17 protein-coding genes and 1 pseudogene are annotated in these 16,576 nt (G+C 48.7%); 15 read left to right on the top strand and 3 right to left on the bottom strand.

The features are described from left to right. Positions 1 to 95: 95 nt before the first annotated feature. Positions 96 to 347 carry a hypothetical protein gene (locus tag MHH52_RS20625; protein ID WP_340004255.1) on the bottom strand — a complete coding sequence of 84 codons (252 nt, stop codon included), beginning with the start codon at positions 345 to 347 and terminating at the stop codon, positions 96 to 98. A gap of 286 nt (positions 348 to 633) precedes the next feature. Here MHH52_RS20625 and MHH52_RS20620 point away from each other — a divergent pair, with 286 nt between their 5' ends. The 5 genes from MHH52_RS20620 (at position 634) to MHH52_RS20600 (ending at position 2,895) form a co-directional block, all read left to right on the top strand. Next, on the top strand, positions 634 to 933 hold the full coding sequence (locus tag MHH52_RS20620; protein WP_313641939.1) for a DUF2089 family protein: 300 nt from the start codon (positions 634 to 636) through the stop codon (positions 931 to 933). A 4-nt stretch (positions 934 to 937) separates the two neighbouring features. After that, positions 938 to 1,225, top strand: a complete 288-nt coding sequence (locus MHH52_RS20615; protein WP_313641940.1) for a hypothetical protein — start codon at positions 938 to 940, stop codon at positions 1,223 to 1,225. 759 nt (positions 1,226 to 1,984) lie between these two features. Then, entirely contained in the window at positions 1,985 to 2,101 is a 117-nt protein-coding gene (locus MHH52_RS20610; protein WP_340004254.1) for a cyclic-phosphate processing receiver domain-containing protein, read from the top strand. Next, the gene (locus tag MHH52_RS20605) at positions 2,097 to 2,285 is read left to right on the top strand and encodes a cyclic-phosphate processing receiver domain-containing protein (protein ID WP_340009756.1); all 189 of its coding nucleotides are present in this window, start codon (positions 2,097 to 2,099) and stop codon (positions 2,283 to 2,285) included. The genes MHH52_RS20610 and MHH52_RS20605 overlap by 5 nt, the downstream gene beginning before the upstream one ends. Before the next feature lie 214 nt (positions 2,286 to 2,499). Then, positions 2,500 to 2,895 (top strand): DUF488 family protein, encoded by a 396-nt coding sequence (locus MHH52_RS20600; protein ID WP_340004253.1) that lies wholly within the window; start codon positions 2,500 to 2,502, stop codon positions 2,893 to 2,895. A gap of 101 nt (positions 2,896 to 2,996) precedes the next feature. Here the strand turns inward: MHH52_RS20600 and hmpA are convergent, their stop codons facing one another. Continuing rightward, positions 2,997 to 4,178, bottom strand: a complete 1,182-nt coding sequence (hmpA, locus tag MHH52_RS20595) for an NO-inducible flavohemoprotein (RefSeq protein WP_340009754.1) — start codon at positions 4,176 to 4,178, stop codon at positions 2,997 to 2,999. A 145-nt stretch (positions 4,179 to 4,323) separates the two neighbouring features. On the opposite strand from hmpA, the pseudogene MHH52_RS20590 reads away from it, so the two are divergent. Then, a pseudogene (locus MHH52_RS20590) lies at positions 4,324 to 4,749 on the top strand (Rrf2 family transcriptional regulator); the annotation flags it as partial. A gap of 16 nt (positions 4,750 to 4,765) precedes the next feature. Here MHH52_RS20590 and MHH52_RS20585 read toward each other — a convergent pair. Then, positions 4,766 to 5,185, bottom strand: a complete 420-nt coding sequence (locus MHH52_RS20585; protein WP_340004252.1) for a hypothetical protein — start codon at positions 5,183 to 5,185, stop codon at positions 4,766 to 4,768. Positions 5,186 to 5,575: 390 nt separating this feature from the next. On the opposite strand from MHH52_RS20585, the gene MHH52_RS20580 reads away from it, so the two are divergent. The 9 genes from MHH52_RS20580 to MHH52_RS20540 all read left to right on the top strand — a co-directional run bounded on the left by MHH52_RS20580 (position 5,576) and on the right by MHH52_RS20540 (position 16,575). Then, positions 5,576 to 9,250 carry a nitrate reductase subunit alpha gene (locus tag MHH52_RS20580; RefSeq protein WP_340004251.1) on the top strand — a complete coding sequence of 1,225 codons (3,675 nt, stop codon included), beginning with the start codon at positions 5,576 to 5,578 and terminating at the stop codon, positions 9,248 to 9,250. Next, positions 9,240 to 10,811 carry a nitrate reductase subunit beta gene (gene narH, locus MHH52_RS20575; protein WP_340004250.1) on the top strand — a complete coding sequence of 524 codons (1,572 nt, stop codon included), beginning with the start codon at positions 9,240 to 9,242 and terminating at the stop codon, positions 10,809 to 10,811. Before MHH52_RS20580 ends, narH begins: the two co-directional genes overlap by 11 nt. After that, a complete protein-coding gene (gene narJ, locus MHH52_RS20570; RefSeq protein ID WP_313639778.1) occupies positions 10,804 to 11,370 on the top strand; it encodes a nitrate reductase molybdenum cofactor assembly chaperone in 567 nt (188 codons plus the stop codon). The genes narH and narJ overlap by 8 nt, the downstream gene beginning before the upstream one ends. After that, positions 11,367 to 12,053: a respiratory nitrate reductase subunit gamma gene (narI, locus tag MHH52_RS20565; RefSeq protein ID WP_340004249.1), complete on the top strand. Its 687-nt coding sequence runs from the start codon at positions 11,367 to 11,369 to the stop codon at positions 12,051 to 12,053. The genes narJ and narI overlap by 4 nt, the downstream gene beginning before the upstream one ends. A gap of 51 nt (positions 12,054 to 12,104) precedes the next feature. Continuing rightward, entirely contained in the window at positions 12,105 to 12,563 is a 459-nt protein-coding gene (locus tag MHH52_RS20560) for a GAF domain-containing protein (RefSeq protein ID WP_313639780.1), read from the top strand. Between the two features lie 11 nt (positions 12,564 to 12,574). Next, positions 12,575 to 13,606, top strand: a complete 1,032-nt coding sequence (locus MHH52_RS20555; RefSeq protein WP_340004248.1) for a sensor histidine kinase — start codon at positions 12,575 to 12,577, stop codon at positions 13,604 to 13,606. A gap of 28 nt (positions 13,607 to 13,634) precedes the next feature. Further along, the gene (locus MHH52_RS20550; protein ID WP_340004247.1) at positions 13,635 to 14,282 is read left to right on the top strand and encodes a response regulator transcription factor; all 648 of its coding nucleotides are present in this window, start codon (positions 13,635 to 13,637) and stop codon (positions 14,280 to 14,282) included. Between the two features lie 23 nt (positions 14,283 to 14,305). Next, complete coding sequence (locus MHH52_RS20545) at positions 14,306 to 14,833, top strand: hemerythrin domain-containing protein (protein ID WP_340004246.1); 528 nt, start codon at positions 14,306 to 14,308, stop codon at positions 14,831 to 14,833. Positions 14,834 to 15,084: 251 nt separating this feature from the next. Further along, entirely contained in the window at positions 15,085 to 16,575 is a 1,491-nt protein-coding gene (locus MHH52_RS20540; protein ID WP_313639783.1) for an MFS transporter, read from the top strand. Position 16,576: the final 1 nt, after the last annotated feature.

Raw genomic sequence — 16,576 nt, 5'->3', positions numbered from 1 at the left:
TTCGTGATAGATCACTATTATCTTCTAGATCAAGAAGCTTTACGGTACTGGCTAATGTGTTAGGTTGTATACGGTCAATAAATTCATCATATGTTTCATGCTGCCGTCTTGTAAGGCAATCTAGACGCTTCAACAATCTCTTCCTCAAATCCTTCATATCTTAATTTTTCGAATGTCATGTCCGTATCCTCAATGACATCATGAAGCACTGCTACAATTCTCATCCTATCTGTACTCGCTTTTGTTAGCAACCGAAGTGGGTGAAGTATGTACGGGTTATTTCCTTTGTCTAGTTGTCCGTCATGAGCCTGTGCTGCGATCAGAATGGCCTTTGTTAAGTCTGACATCGAATCCCTCCGAACAGAAGTTTTGTTATATTGTAGGCAAATTTGGCTTTATTGCACAAATCCATTATAGCAAGTCGAGCCCCCTATACCCATTTCTCCCTGCTCACAAACGTTTAGATTTACACATCACAAGACCGTTTGACGATAGTTGTCCGGACGGTTTTTCATTTTGTTTACCATCACCCTCCCTATAATAAATAAAAGTTAAACTTATTTAAGTATTGACTTTAATTTTATTGAATATATAATGAATATTATTAAAGTTACATCAAGGGGAGGTAGCGAAATGGACAAGGATCAAATTCCGCAATGGGTAACGTCGTTGGAGAATGAGGATCTGGCTTTTAGTAAAAATTTCATCCTGCATTCGGGTTCTCTCAAGGAAATCGCCAAAATATATGACGTATCCTATCCAACGGTTCGTTTGAGGCTCGATAAGTTAATCCAAAAAATTAACATCAGCGATCAGCAAGAGAATGAACCGTTTACGGTCTTTATCAGCAAGCTGGCTGTCGATTCCAAAATCGACTTAGATACAGCCAAACAAATCATTGAATATTATAAAAATGAAAAGCGGGGGGAATAGCATCATGTGGATCAAGGTTATCATGTGGATCGTTCTGATTGGGTTAGTGATTCTAGGGAGTTATGTATCCAGCAGAAGTTCTTGGGTTTGGGGAGGAATTATCCCAGCCGTTGTATTAATTAGTTCTATCGTTGTATTTATCGAGTTGGACTTATCTATTACATACAGAAGAATCTCTCCGTATGCCATGTACTTGCTTATTCACCTCATCATATGGGTTGAGGGAAGAACGGCTTATCGAAAGAGACAGCAAAAAGAGCTTGAGAAAATGAGTGCTATAGATATTCGTTAAAATGAAACGGAATTATCGACATAATCGAGTGCTAAGTGTGAAAAATTTACAAGTGCGGGAATTCTTAATGATGGTACTTTTCGGTCATTGCCTGATTTAAAGACATGAAATAGAAGAGATTTTTTCGTCAATTTGCTGCATAGAAGACGTTATAAGATTATCCATCATCTCTCCAACGGCACGTGGCTTGTTCCGTACGGAGTATACAGGCAGTACCCTTCGTGAACATCTAGGACTGGCACGTCCGTGTATCCGTCATTTCCAGAAGCGTAGAGTGGCTGAAACAGCGGCTAGTAAATAGGTCGGATTCACTCCTTTATTGGGTTTGGAAAACCAATGAAGGAGTATTTTTTTATGAAAGAATAATGTGAATAGTAAAAAATCATCCTATAAATCAAAAGTACCTCGTTTGAATGTAGTTGATGGAAAGGCTAAAATTGACTCTGATAACCGTCTCCAACAAAAATGGTTTGAGGAATTTAAGAAATAATAGATGAATTTAAAAGGCGGACAGGTTTTTTGGTATGAGGTGGATTATCCAAAAACAGGAAAAACTGAAATAAGACCAGTCGCAATAGTGGAAATTAACTAAACCCAATCGATTTAAAAAACGTTAAGAAAAAAATAATGGAATTCCTCGATTCAGGGGATGGATTTTGGTAATTATACATAATTTTTTGAAGACACTTGTTCATCGAAGTGTTTTTTTTACCATAAAGCTGGAGGATACTGTTCCCTAAATAAGGACTTCATGAAGAAATGAGGTTCGATATGATAAATGTTTATCTTGATGACTTACGAGACTGTCCAGAAGGGTTTACCTTGGCAAGAACATTTGAAGACGCCGAGGGAATTGAACTAAAGAACGGGTATTGATTTTGTAAAATACTTTTGTGAGCATGGTTTAAGGGCAAATAAGATCTATCATCATACGGATAATCCTGTAGGCAGAAGGAATATGTACGAGACCTTATTGGCTGCTCAACGCAGAGGTTTTATAAATGAAGATATAGAAATTTACTATTATCCCGTAACCGTTAATAAATATAGTGGAGATTGATAAGAGGATTCTTTATTATGGAATGAATCTATTAGTACGAAACAATAAAAAAGTACCTGCAATTCTGTGAGGCAATCCATAGACAATACTCAAAACTTTGATAATCTTCCACACTTTACAACTGACGCAGAAAGATTATTTGAGGCTTTTCACACTTTCGATACAGCAATTGGACAACGGTCCGTTCCAGTATGGATACCAGGAGGGAGACTACATGTTGGAGCATTCCTACCGCAATTTAGATGAACATCAGTACTCTATATGTCTGAAGCGGATTTATGAGCCGGCGGCTCCGGAGGACGGGTACCGGATACTGGTAGACAGGCTGTGGGCGCGCGGAATTACGAAACCGCAGGCTGCAATAGACGAGTGGATGAAGGAGATTGCTCCAAGCCCGGAGCTGCGCAAATGGTTCGGCCACATGCCGGAGCGTTTTGCGGCATTCAGTGACCGTTATTTTCGGGAACTGGAGGAAGATCCGGCGCGCGGGAGACTTGCAGCGACAATCAGTGAACGGGTGCTCAAACAGGATGTTACGCTGGTAAATGCCGCGAAAGACCCAATACATAATCATGCGAATGTATTATATAAATGGCTGCTTTCCCGTTAAAAAGCACACAGACCTCCCCCAAATCGTTAAGGATTTGGAAGGCGGCCCGTGTGCTTTTTTTTCAAAATAAAATCAGATGCTGGGTGATTAGACTCACAAATCTAATTGTTGTTCAATTGGAGTGCCGGTCCGAAAAACTCGTAATGAATTTGCTCTTCTTTCATCCCGAGCCTGCGCAGTTCGCCAATCATCGCTTCCATAAAAGGAACGGGTCCGCAAACATAGGCATCACCGGTAATATCTACATAAGCCTTCAAGATTTCGCCTGTAATGACGCCATCCGGACCGCCGGAGTAGAAGATTCTGGTCTTATTGCTGCTCATTGCCGCTGCATGCTTCTCAACATCCTGACGGAAAGCGGCGAGCGTTTCGTTTCGGGCAGAGTGAAGGAATACCGTCGGGCGGTCCGGTGTTACAGCAGCAACAGTCTCGAGCATACTCATCATGGGGGTAATGCCTACACCGCCGGAGATGAAGGCTACAGGTGTCGTTTTGGTAACATCAAGCAGAAATTCGCCTGCCGGAGCACTGACTTCAACGCTATCTCCTTCGTTCACCCGGTTATGAAGATATACCGAAACAACACCATTCGGGTCATTAGTCTCTTCACGTTTCACGGAAATGCGGAATTCATCTGCTTTGGGAGCTTGAGACAGGCTGTATTGGCGGATCATCGTATACTTCTCTCCAGGAATCAGGACACGGACAGAGATATACTGGCCTGGTTTGTAATCCGGTACATTGGAACCGTCTGCCGGCTTCAGATAGAACGATGTAATGCTGCCGCTCTCTTCTGTTTTACGTACAACGGTAAACGGTTTAAAGAAATTCCAGCCGTTGTCTTGTTCGCGTGCTTCCTTATACATGCTGTCTTCGACACCGATAAACGCGTCTGCGATGACAGCGTATGCTTCTTCCCAAGCACTGAGAATCTCATCCGTAGCCGCATCGCCCAGCACTTCCTTGATTGCCTTCAGCAGAAATTCCCCGACAATCGGGTAATGCTCTGGCTTGATGCCGAGGCTGACATGTTTGTGTGCGATCTGGACTACCGCAGGAAGAATATTCTCAAGGTTATCTATATGGACTGCCGCTGCGTAGACCGCATTGGCCAGTGCCACCTGCTGACGGCCTTGCGCTTGGTTGGCATGGTTAAATACATTCAGCAATTCCGGGTGGGCTTCGAACAAATTACGGTAAAATACCGTTGTAATAGTTGTGCCGTGTTCTGCCAGGACTGGTGCTGTGGATTTGACAATGTTACGTGATTGTTGTGATAAAATAAAGATCATCCCCTCTCAATTAGTACAAAATTAATATATACTCATTTTAAGTTAAAAGATATATTTAAAATACCACTTTAACAAAATGGACAATATATATAATATTATTTGTAATAAATATCACTTACTATGCATGGGGGTAAATATGAGGCTAACGTTATACACTGATTATTCCTTACGAATCCTCATCTATCTTGGCGCGAAAAAGCGGGAAGAGCTGACAACCATACAGGATATTTCGAATGCCTATGCTATCTCCAAAAATCATCTGATGAAGGTCTCACATGAATTAGGAAAGGCAGGTTATATTGAAACGGTCAGAGGGCGCGGGGGAGGTATACGGCTTGCGCTTGAGCCTGAGAAGATAAATATCGGGGAGGTCGTGCGCCGGATGGAAGACGATTTCTATCTTGTCGAATGTTATAATCCTTCAGGCGGCAACTGTCCGATCTCCCCAATGTGCGGACTTAAAGGCGTGCTTGGCAAAGCCTTGCAAGCCTACCTGCAGGTGCTGGGCGAATACACGCTGCAGGATTTACTGATTAACAAGGATGATTTGCGTGCCATCCTGCAGGAGAGAAGCGGGGTTACGCCTCCTCAAACAGAAGACGTTCTTCATCCCGGCTATGAATCGCGTTCACTACCAGTAGCGCGTGGAACTGGTGAAGCACCTCCGGAGTGAGGCCTTCTTCAGCAAGCAATGCTTTGACATCTTTTACTATAATCCGCAATACTTCATGATCACGTGTAAGCCGGAGAACAGCGTCTTGCAGACTAGGATTCTTCCCGGCCATTTCCTGGTAGAATCCGTCTTCTTCCGCGTCGGCGTGGCTGATGATCCGCGTCTCCCAGTACTCAATTAAGTGATCTGCGGCCTGATGCGCCACTTCGAATTCCTTCGCTTCCAGCAGTTCTTCCATTTCTTCCGTCTTGGCTGCAGCGCCGGAGAGCCCGCCCTGATGAATGGCATGATGGGCGTGCAATTGGCGCAGTGAGGGTCCTGGCATGTTGCTTCATCCTCCCGTTTTTTTTGAAAATATAAGAATTTATATGTTTCACATGATAAATAATCCTTCTATTTCTCGCTGAAACGGTACCGTCCTTAAAAGAGGACGGCAAAGCCGTTTCCACTTGTCAGTATAGCACACAGATCTATAGTGAGATTCCCGCTAAGGTATTCCCTGGACGATAAAGAGGGAAGTCCCTAATGGGATTCCCTGCCTGCAAGATACACGGCAAGAACACAGCTTTTCTCCTCAGCGGGAGAGGCTTTTTGCTTTTTATTCAGATCAAGGGAATTCCCGAGGTTCAATAGGTGTTTCCCTAATGGGAAGCACGGCCGGGTAGATCCATAATGGTATTAATTGAATAAATTTTGAAAGGAGTGTTCTTGATCGATGAAGAAGAAATTCGGCCTTAACTTTTTTAAACCGGTTGAAAGCTATTCCGGGAACTGGTCCATTCTTGAAGAGAAAAACAGAGATTGGGAGAATATGTACCGTCAGCGCTGGTCTCACGATAAAGTAGTGCGCACCACTCACGGAGTCAACTGTACAGGCTCCTGCAGCTGGAAGGTGTTTGTGAAGAACGGAATCATTACCTGGGAGAACCAGCAGATCGACTATCCTTCCTGCGGGCCGGATATGCCGGAATTTGAACCGCGCGGGTGTCCCCGCGGAGCTACATTCTCATGGTACGAATACAGTCCTTTGCGCGTGAAATACCCTTATATCAGAGGGAAGCTGTGGCGGCTGTGGCAAACGGCGTTGAAGGAGCATGACAATTACATCGACGCCTGGGCCAGTATTGTTGAAGACCCCGAGAAGGCGAGCCAGTACAAGAAGGCGCGCGGTAAAGGCGGCCATATACGTGTGGCCTGGGACGACGCGCTGCGGCTCATCTCGGCGCAGCTGATCTATACGATCCGAAAATACGGTCCCGACCGTATCGCCGGCTTCACCCCGATTCCGGCCATGTCCATGGTCAGCTACGCATCGGGGGCGCGGTTCATATCACTACTAGGCGGTCAAATGCTGAGTTTCTATGACTGGTATGCCGATCTTCCTCCGGCTTCGCCGCAAATTTGGGGCGAGCAGACGGATGTGCCGGAATCTTCGGATTGGTACAACGCCGGTTACCTGATGATGTGGGGCTCTAACGTACCGCTAACACGGACGCCGGATGCCCACTTTATGACTGAAGTACGCTATAAGGGAACCAAAGTCGTGTCGGTCGCACCGGATCTCGCAGAGAACGTCAAATTCGCCGACAACTGGCTGGCCCCAAATCCAGGGTCGGATGCTGCGCTTGCCCAGGCCATGACACATGTTATCCTGCAGGAGTTCTACCAGGAACGTCAGGAGCCGATGTTCCTGAATTATGCGAAGCAATATACAGATATGCCATTCCTGATTCTGCTTGACCCCCATGAGGATGCCCTTAAGGGTGGACGTTTCTTGCGGGCGAGTGATCTTGGGGATACCTCCCAGCACTCGGACTGGAAACCGGTAATCTTCGACGAGGCGGCTGGTGAGATGATGGTTCCGAACGGAACCATGGGGCAGCGCTGGGAGGAGGGCAAGAAATGGAATCTGATCCTCGAGCGGGAAGACGGAAGTAAAGTGCAGCCCGCCCTGACCATCGAAGGCCACGGGGAAGAGTGGACGGAAATCGTGTTCCCGTACTTCGATAGTGCCGGCAACGGCACCTTCAGACGGATGATTCCGGCCCGGAAAATACGGCTCGCTGACGGTACAGAACGGTATGCCGCCACAGTCTATGATCTGATGATGAGCCAGTATGGCGTCACACGTACAGAAAGCCCGCTTAATGCCAAAGGGTATGAGGATGAATCCTCTCATTATACCCCGGCATGGCAAGAGAAAATTACGACGGTGAAGGCGAGTGTCGTCGTTCAGATTGCCCGCGAATTTGCCCAGAATTCGCTAGACACGGGCGGGCGCTCCATGATCATCATGGGCGCAGGGATCAACCACTGGTTCAACAGTGATACCATCTATCGTTCCATTCTGAATCTGGTGGTGCTGACCGCTTCCCAAGGTGTCAACGGCGGCGGCTGGGCGCATTATGTCGGCCAGGAGAAATGCCGTCCGATCGAAGGCTGGTCAACGGTTGCTTTTGCCAAGGACTGGCAGGGTCCGGCACGTCAGCAGAACGCGACTTCGTTTTTCTACTTTGCAACAGAGCAATGGCGTTATGAGGAGAGCGGGACCGACTCACTGAAATCGCCGACTGGCGGGGAAGTAGCTTACCAGCATCCGGCTGACTATAACGTACTGGCGGCACGTCTCGGATGGCTGCCATCCTTCCCACAATTCAATAAGAACAGTCTTCTGTTCGCCGAGGAAGCCGCGCAGCAAGGCAAGAAGACTAACAGCGAGATTATCAGTCACACCGTGGAAGAGATTATATCGCGGAAGACACGTTTTGCCGTGGAAGATCCCGGCGCACCGGAGAACTTCCCCCGTTCATTGTTTATCTGGCGCTCGAACCTGATTTCAAGCTCTGCCAAAGGGCAGGAATACTTCATGAAGCATTTGCTCGGAGCTTCCGACGGTCTGCTGGCCGAGCCGAATGAAGAACAGAAACCTGAAGAGATTATCTGGCGGGAGGATGTCGAAGGCAAGCTCGATCTCATGGTTGCCCTGGATTTCCGGATGACCACAACACCGCTCTATGCAGATGTCGTGCTGCCGGCCGCAACCTGGTATGAGAAGACAGACCTGTCGTCAACCGACATGCACCCGTTTGTTCATCCGTTCAATCCGGCAGTTAATCCGCTGTGGGAATCCCGTTCGGACTGGGATATTTACCGCCAGCTGGCAGAGGTATTCTCCGAAATGGCAAAATCGCATCTGCCTGGCGTCTATAAAGATGTTGTGATGTCACCGCTCGGCCATGATTCGGTAAGCGAGATCTCACAGCCGATGGGTCTTGTCAAAGACTGGACCAAAGGCGAAGTCCCGGCTATCCCGGGCAAAACAATGCCGAATTTCACTGTTGTAGAGCGGGATTATACCAAAATTCATGACAAATACATTTCACTTGGACCGAATCTCGCAATCGGTAAGGCAGGCGCGCACGGCATCAGCTTCTCTGTTGCTGAAGAATATGAGGAATTGAAGAAGCTCAGCGGTGTTTATTTCGATGAAACGATCAAAAACGGACTGCCGAAGCTGCAGACTGCCCGTCAGGCCGCAGATACGATTCTACACCTGTCTTCGGCTACCAACGGCCGCTTATCCCAGAAGGCTTACGCTGCGGCAGAGAAGGATTCAGGTGTAGAGCTCCGGGATATTTCGGCGGACCGGGCAGCGGAAAAGATTACGTTCCAGAGCATCACCGCACAGCCGCGGGAAGTCATTCCGACACCGGTATTCAGCGGTTCAAACAAGCAGGGACGGCGCTATTCACCATTCACCACAAACATTGAACGCCTCGTTCCGTTCCGGACGTTGACCGGAAGACAGCATTTCTACATTGACCATGAAATCTTCCAGCAGTTCGGCGAAGCGCTGCCGGTCTACAAGCCGACGCTGCCTCCGATGGTCTTCGGGCCGCGCGACAAGGAAGTGAAGGGCGGACAGGATGCACTGGTTCTGAGATATCTGACACCGCACGGGAAATGGAATATCCACTCGACCTATCAGGATAACCAGCACATGCTGACGTTGTTCCGCGGAGGTCCAACCGTGTGGATCAATAATGAGGATGCTGCGGCACATCACATTGCCGATAATGACTGGCTCGAAGTCTATAACCGTAACGGTGTCGTAACTGCACGCGCGGTTGTCAGTCACCGGATGCCGAGAGGCACCATGTTTATGTACCATGCCCAGGACAAGCACATTCAGGTCCCGGGTTCCGAGATTACGGATACGCGCGGCGGAAGCCACAATGCGCCTACCCGGATTCATCTGAAGCCTACCCAGATGGTCGGCGGATACGCACAGCTCAGCTACGGTTTCAACTACTATGGTCCGATCGGCAACCAGCGTGATGTCTACGTAGCCGTCCGCAAAATGAAGGAGGTCAACTGGCTTGAAAATTAAAGCGCAAGTTGCAATGGTAATGAATCTGGATAAATGCATCGGCTGCCACACCTGCAGCGTGACCTGCAAGACGACCTGGACGAACCGCAAGGGTGCGGAATATATGTGGTTCAATAACGTGGAAACGAAGCCGGGGATCGGTTATCCGAAACGCTGGGAAGACCAGGAGCTCTACAAGGGCGGCTGGCAGCTGCGCAAGGGGAAGCTGGAGCTGAAATCCGGCAACAAGCTGTCCAAGATCGCACTCGGCAAAATCTTCTACAACCCCGACATGCCGGAGATGAAGGATTATTATGAGCCGTGGACTTACAATTATGAGCATCTGACGAATGCAGGAGAACAAAAGCATTCTCCGGTGGCGCGGGCTCATTCTGCTGTAACAGGCGAGAAGATGGATCTGGAATGGGGACCGAACTGGGAGGATGATCTGGCGGGAGCACACGTAACCGGCCCGCTGGACCCGAATATCCAGAAGATCGAGGAAGAAATTAAATTCAACTTCGAGAAATCGTTTATGATCTATCTGCCGCGCCTCTGTGAACACTGCCTGAATCCAAGCTGTGTCGCCTCCTGTCCTTCAGGTGCGATGTACAAGCGGGATGAAGACGGCATTGTCCTGGTTGACCAGGAAGCCTGCCGTGGCTGGAGATATTGTATGACAGGCTGTCCGTATAAAAAAGTGTATTTCAACTGGCAGACCAACAAAGCGGAGAAGTGTACCTTCTGTTTCCCGCGCGTGGAAGCAGGGCTGCCTACGGTATGCTCCGAGACCTGTACCGGCCGGATCCGCTATCTCGGGGTTCTGCTGTATGACGCCGACAAGGTTCTTGATGCCGCGTCCACCCCGGATGAGAAGGATTTGTACAAGGCACAATGTGGTCTGTTCATGAATCCGCATGATCCGGAAGTCATTGCCCAGGCGAGAAAAGACGGCATATCTGAGGATTGGCTGGAGGCAGCCCAGAACTCACCGGTCTATAAGTTGGCGATCGAGCACAAGCTTGCCTTCCCGCTTCATCCGGAATACCGTACGCTGCCTATGGTCTGGTATGTACCGCCGCTTAGCCCGATCATGAATTATTTTGAAGGCAAAGATTCGCTGAAAAATCCTGATATGATCTTTCCGGCCATCGAAGAGATGCGCACACCAATCCAGTATCTGGCGAACATGCTGACCGCAGGCGATACGCAGACCGTCAAAGAAGCCCTGCAGCGGATGGCGATGATGCGCTCCTATATGCGTGCTAAGTCCTCAGGCCAGGAGTTCGACCGCAGCCGTCTTGAACGCATCGGTATGACCGCACAGCAGACAGAGGAAATGTACCGGCTGCTCGCGATTGCCAAATATGAAGACCGGTTCGTCATCCCGACCTCCCACAAGGAGCAGCACATGAACCCTTACCGTGCCCAAGGCTCGGCCGGTTACGGAAATGCGATGGGCGATATGGGCTCGGGCTCGGGCTGTGACGGCTGCGGACCGGCCAGCTCTATCGGTGACACGATGAAGACCGGCAAGGAAATGTATGAAGAGAATTTCTACGGGGGGATTTGGCGTGATTGATCTGACCAAACTGCATGATTACAAGCAATCCTTCGGTTATTTTGCCCTGCAGCTCATGTACCCGGAAAAGCTGGATTTTCATCCTGCTTTTCTGGAAGAGGCGTTTGACAGCGATCATCCGGGTTATGCTCATGTGCATACCTATTGGAAGCGGATGCAGAGCTTCAGTCTGGATGAGATCCAGGAGAGCTATGCCGCCACTTTTGATTTTCAGAAGGACTGTGCTCTATATATGACCTATTTCAAATTTGAGGAGGCCAAGGAACGGGGGCAAATGCTCGCCAAGCTGAAGCTTCTGTACGAAATGTTCGGTCTGGAAATGCCGGAAGGTGAACTGCCTGATTATTTACCGCTTATGTGTGAATTTCTATATGCCGCGCAGTGGCTGGAAGTCCCGGGAGCGCCGGAGAATTTCCGGATGCTGATAGCGATTCTTGAAGATGGTACGTATCATCTGCTCAAGGCCTTGGAACGAAACGAAAGTCCCTATTTCCATCTGGTCAAGGGATTGCGCGAAACATTCAAAGCTTGTGCTGAACAGGAGGCCCTGAGTCAATGAATATGCTGGGTCAGTTTTTATGGGTCATTTTCCCCTACATGTGTATGGTGGTCTTTATCGGCGGCCATATTTTTCGTTACCGTAAGGATCAGTTTAACTGGACGGCCAAATCCAGTGAATTTATTGAAAAGAAACAACTGAAATTCGGTAGCATTCTGTTCCATCTCGGAATTATGCCGGTTATCCTGGGCCATATCGGCGGGCTCGCTGTTCCGAAATCATGGCTGGAGGCCATCGGCGTAAGTGATCATCTCTACCACATCGGCGCGGTATACATCGGGGGAATCTTCGGTGCAGCCACACTGCTCGGGATGCTGATTCTGACTTCGCGGCGCTTTACGCTTAAGAATGTCCGCCGGCTCAGCAGTGCATCAGACCTGATAGTCAACTCACTCCTCCTGTTTATCGTGTTTATGGGGATGTACTCCACCATTGTAACGAATGCCGTACAGCCTGAGTTTGACTACCGCGATACGATTTCAGTCTGGTTCCGCGGCCTGTTCATGTTCCGTCCTGACCCGTCACTGATGAGTGATGTGCCGTTTTCCTTCAAGCTTCACATTCTGTCAGGGTTTGCGATCTTTGCCTTTTGGCCGTTCACCCGGCTGGTCCATGTATGGAGTGTTCCGTTGAATTATATAGGCAGAAGTTATATCCTATACAGAAGAAATAAATCCAATTAACGGAAAGAGCCGGGTGAATTTCTTTCCCTGTTCAAATGAGGAGAGAAAACGATGATAAATAAGGTGGATTACCAAATTGAGCTTGACCAGATCCGCGCAGCTCTAGGCTATGACTTCATGTCGCTGGCTCTTGTTGAACCGGCGGAATATGACTATGTCATCCGGTGGAAATACGCCTCAGGGAACACAAATAACCGTTACAAACGTATTGTACTTCAATCTGGCAGAGGGATTGCAGGGATCGTGTTCAAGACCGGCAAACCGTTCTTAATCCCTTCTGTGCAGAAAGATGTGAAGCCTGATACCTTGTTTAATTATCCCATTACTAAGATGGAGAATTTGAACAGCATTGGTGCAGTACCGGTGTGGAATGATGCCCGCGTCGCAGGCGTGCTTCTGGGCGGTTTCAGGGGTGAACGGCAGGTAACCGCTGAAATGCTGAGAGACCTGGATAGGGCAGCTCGTAAGGGCATTGGAGACTTGAACGGGAAGGAATTGTTGCTCAGTTGATGACACCCGGAATGGATCTGCGGAGCCTGCTCATGACGAAGCTGTTTGAGAACAGCTCGGAGGCGATGTTCTTTTTTGACCGGCAAGGGAAAGCCTTGGCGATGAATCCAGCTGCCGAGAACATCGTTGACAAGGATATTCTGAAGCAGTTGTATCAGGGAAATCCGGAGGCACTATGCGGGACCTGCCGGGGATACACGAGTGAGACGGAGCTCCGCACATGCCTTAATTGTTACTTTCATACACCGGACTCAGAGGAGTTTACCTCTTATCAAGTCTATCTGGAGACGAAAGATAAGGGGATTGTCCCTTATGCAGCCACCTTTCACACGATAGATGACGAGAATGGCATCAGAGTGTTTATGCTTAGGGATCTGACCAGACAGTTCACGACACAAGAGAAGTTCTACCAGAACAAGATGATGAAGCATATCATTGAGGCCCAGGAGAATGAACGCAAGCGGATTTCCCGTGAACTGCATGACAGCGTTGCCCAGGAGCTGATGAGTGCCGTGATCGATCTGCGTGTGCTGAAATATATGACAGCTGATGATCAGCTGCTGAAGAAGATGAAGCAGACCGAAGTATCCATGACTAGGCTTCTGAATGATATCCGCAACCTTTCAGTGGAGCTCAGGCCGGCTGCACTTGATGATTTCGGGCTGGAGGCCGCATTCCGGTCACACTTCAAGCGGATGGAACAAAGCTATGGCCTTACAATTGAATATGAGTCCCAGCTTTTAGAGAAACGGTATGAGAGTGAGATTGAAACCGTCATGTACCGTGTGTGCCAGGAAGCTGTGTTGAACGCCCTGAAATATGCCCAGGTAGACAGCGTCAAAGTATCACTTACAGAAACCGACGGTGTGCTGCGGCTTCTGATTGAGGATGAGGGAGCCGGCTTTAATCAGGGTGACGAGCCCGCTGGAACCGGACTTGGCCTTTTTGGCATGCAGGAACGGGCGGAGCTGGTGGGCGGCACCTTTAGCGTAGATTCAGAGATAGGCAGGGGCACGACAATCATTTTACAGGTACCTGTATGATTTGCCCGAAGAAAGGAATGAGCTTCTGATGAAGATTGTCATTGCAGACGACCATGCGATCGTACGCAGCGGATTCTCCATGATTCTCAATTTTCAGGATGACATTGAAGTGATCGGAGCGGCGGCAGACGGCAGGGAAGCTTATACAATGGTAGCCAGATTCCGTCCGGATATTCTGATTATGGATTTAAGCATGCCTCCGGGAGAAAGTGGGCTGGTGGCGACCGGAAAGATTAAAGAGGATTATCCCGATACCAAAATCCTGATTCTGACGATGCATGACGATGATGAATACCTCTTCCATGTACTGAAGAACGGGGCCTCCGGTTATGTTCTCAAGAGCGCGCCGGACGAGGAGCTTCTGCTGGCCATCCGGACCATTTATGAAGGCGGTACCTATATTCATCCCAAGATGGCAACCTCGCTGGTCCGTGAGTTCATCAAGCAGGATAAAACCGCCGGTACAGAGGACCTGTTTGAGCTATTGTCCAAGCGGGAGCTGGAGATTCTGCCGCTCATCGCCAAGGGATACGGGAACAAGGAAATCGCGGAAAAGCTGTTCATTTCGGTAAAAACGGTGGAAGCCCACAAAGCGAAAATTATGGAGAAATTAAACCTTAAAAGCCGGCCGGAGCTGGTCGAATATGCTTTAAGGAAAAAAATGCTGGATTTCTGACCGGCAAATGGAGGTATAGCAGGATGCCGGAATATGCAGGGCTCAAGTTTACGATGCCCGCCATGCGCATTCTTGAGAATGAACACCGCTATTTATCTTTTCTGATGGAAGAATGGCATGCCCTTGTACTCTGGTTTGAACAGGAGCAGCCCGCTCTGGAAGAAGCCAGGACACAGCTTCATAAGTTGCGTAAGGCGATTCTAGAGTTTACTGGTCCGTTGAAGAAGCATACTGTGAAGGAAGAAACGCATTTTTTCCCGCTGCTGGGCAGTTATATCGGTTTTGAACAAGGGCCGCTGGCCGGCATCCAGGAGGAGCACCGCGAGATTGACGGATATATAGGGCATTTCCTGCATCACACAGAGGGCAATACAGATCTGATGCCGCTTGAGGATATCCTTGCAGCTGTTAAGGATGCAGGGGAGGCTTTTGAGGTATTGACAGTACACTTTGTCAAAGAAGAGACGGTTATTTATCCGATGGCCGAGAATCAGCTGAGTGCGAAAGACAAAGAACGGTTAAGCCGACAACTGAATACGCTCATTACGTGACAATGAACTGGCTGCTCCTACTTGGAGCGGCTTTTTTTATAGGAGTAAATAAGTTATTGGGGTCCCCGGAAAGTACCTGAGTAATCATCGAAGATAAGGCCCCGCTGTGCGGGGTTATTTTATTTTCAGGGTTTCCCCTGTCAGGGAAAGGGGACTCCCCTATATCTGAGCCGGGGGATGGGCGGATACAATGAGTACAGGAAGTATCGGTATGAATAATCAAGAGAATAAACGGCGAAAAGGTGAGTCGAATGATTAAAAAAATGCAATTGCCGCTACAAACATTAAACTTGATTACCGGATTCATGGTGTGGGTGATCATCTCTTCCCTGATGCCCTTTATTTCCGAGGATATCAGCATTCCTCCGGGGCGGCTGGCGATGGTCACGGCAATTCCGGTGGTGCTCGGCTCTATTCTAAGGATTCCTTTAGGCTATTATGCAAACATTTTGGGAGCACGCATTATTTTTATGTGCAGCTTTATCCTACTTTTGTTTCCGGTCTACTTCATCAGTGAAGCCTCCTCGGTTACTCATTTAATTATCGGAGGCTTGTTCCTAGGAATCGGCGGAGCCGTATTTTCGGTAGGTGTAACCTCTCTGCCGAAGTATTTCCCCAAAGATAAGCATGGTCTGGTCAACGGAATCTACGGGATCGGGAATATCGGAACAGCTGTCACTACCTTCTCGGCTCCGATGGTGGCAGCACAGATTGGCTGGGCACCTGCGGTTAAAATGTATCTGATTCTGTTACTGGTGTTTATCGCATTAAACTTCTTCTTCGGTGACCGTCATGAGCCTAAGCTCAAAACACCGATTATCGAACAGATCAAGGGCGTATCCAAGAATGAAAAGCTCTGGCTGTTCTCCTTGTTCTATTTCATTACCTTTGGTTCCTTCGTGGCCTTCACCATTTACCTGCCGAACTTTCTAGTTTCGAATTTCGGTCTGGAAAAAGTGGATGCCGGGATGCGTACAGCCGGCTTCATTGCCGTTGCGACCTTCTTCCGTCCGATAGGCGGCTGGCTTGCCGACAAGTTCCAGCCTTTGTTCCTGCTCACCGGCACATTCAGTATTTATACGGTTGCAGCAATCATCCTGGCATTTATGCCTGACATGGGCTTATATACAGTGGGTTGCCTTGCTATTGCGTTCAGTGCGGGAATCGGTAACGGAGTCATATTCAAATTAGTCCCGCTGTACTTCAATAAGCAGGCGGGTGTCGCCAACGGGATCGTATCGATGATGGGCGGCCTGGGCGGCTTTTTCCCTCCGATTATGCTGTCGGTGATTTATTCGGCTACAGGGCAATATTCCATCGGGTTCATGCTGCTCTCCCAGGTGGCGCTGGCCAGCCTAGTGCTGGTAGTGTGGCTCTATTTTCAGGACCGGCTTGCGCTTACCTCTGAAGTGTTCAATTCTACCGGACAAGGGATTCTGGTTACTGATGTTTCCGGTCTGATTAAAACCGTCAATCCGGCATTCACGAAGCTCACCGGCTATACCGAAGACGAAGTTCTCGGCAGACAGCCCAGCATTCTGAAGTCAGGCCGCCAATCCAAGGAGTTCTACCGCTTAATGTGGAGCGAGGTCAGGGAGAAGGGGATGTGGCAGGGTGAAATTTGGAACAAGCGCAAGAACGGGGAAGAGTATTTGCAGTGGCTGAATATCAGTGCTGTGAAGGATGAGACCGGTGAAGATGTCCGGTATGTAGGCACATTCAGTGATATTACGCAGAAATAAC

Origin of the sequence: Paenibacillus sp. FSL K6-0276, assembly GCF_037977235.1 — a bacterium.
Classification (GTDB): Bacteria; Bacillota; Bacilli; order Paenibacillales; family Paenibacillaceae; genus Paenibacillus_AQ.
Note: the sequence above shows the minus strand (reverse complement) of the source record. Positions and strands in the feature narration are given on the sequence as shown.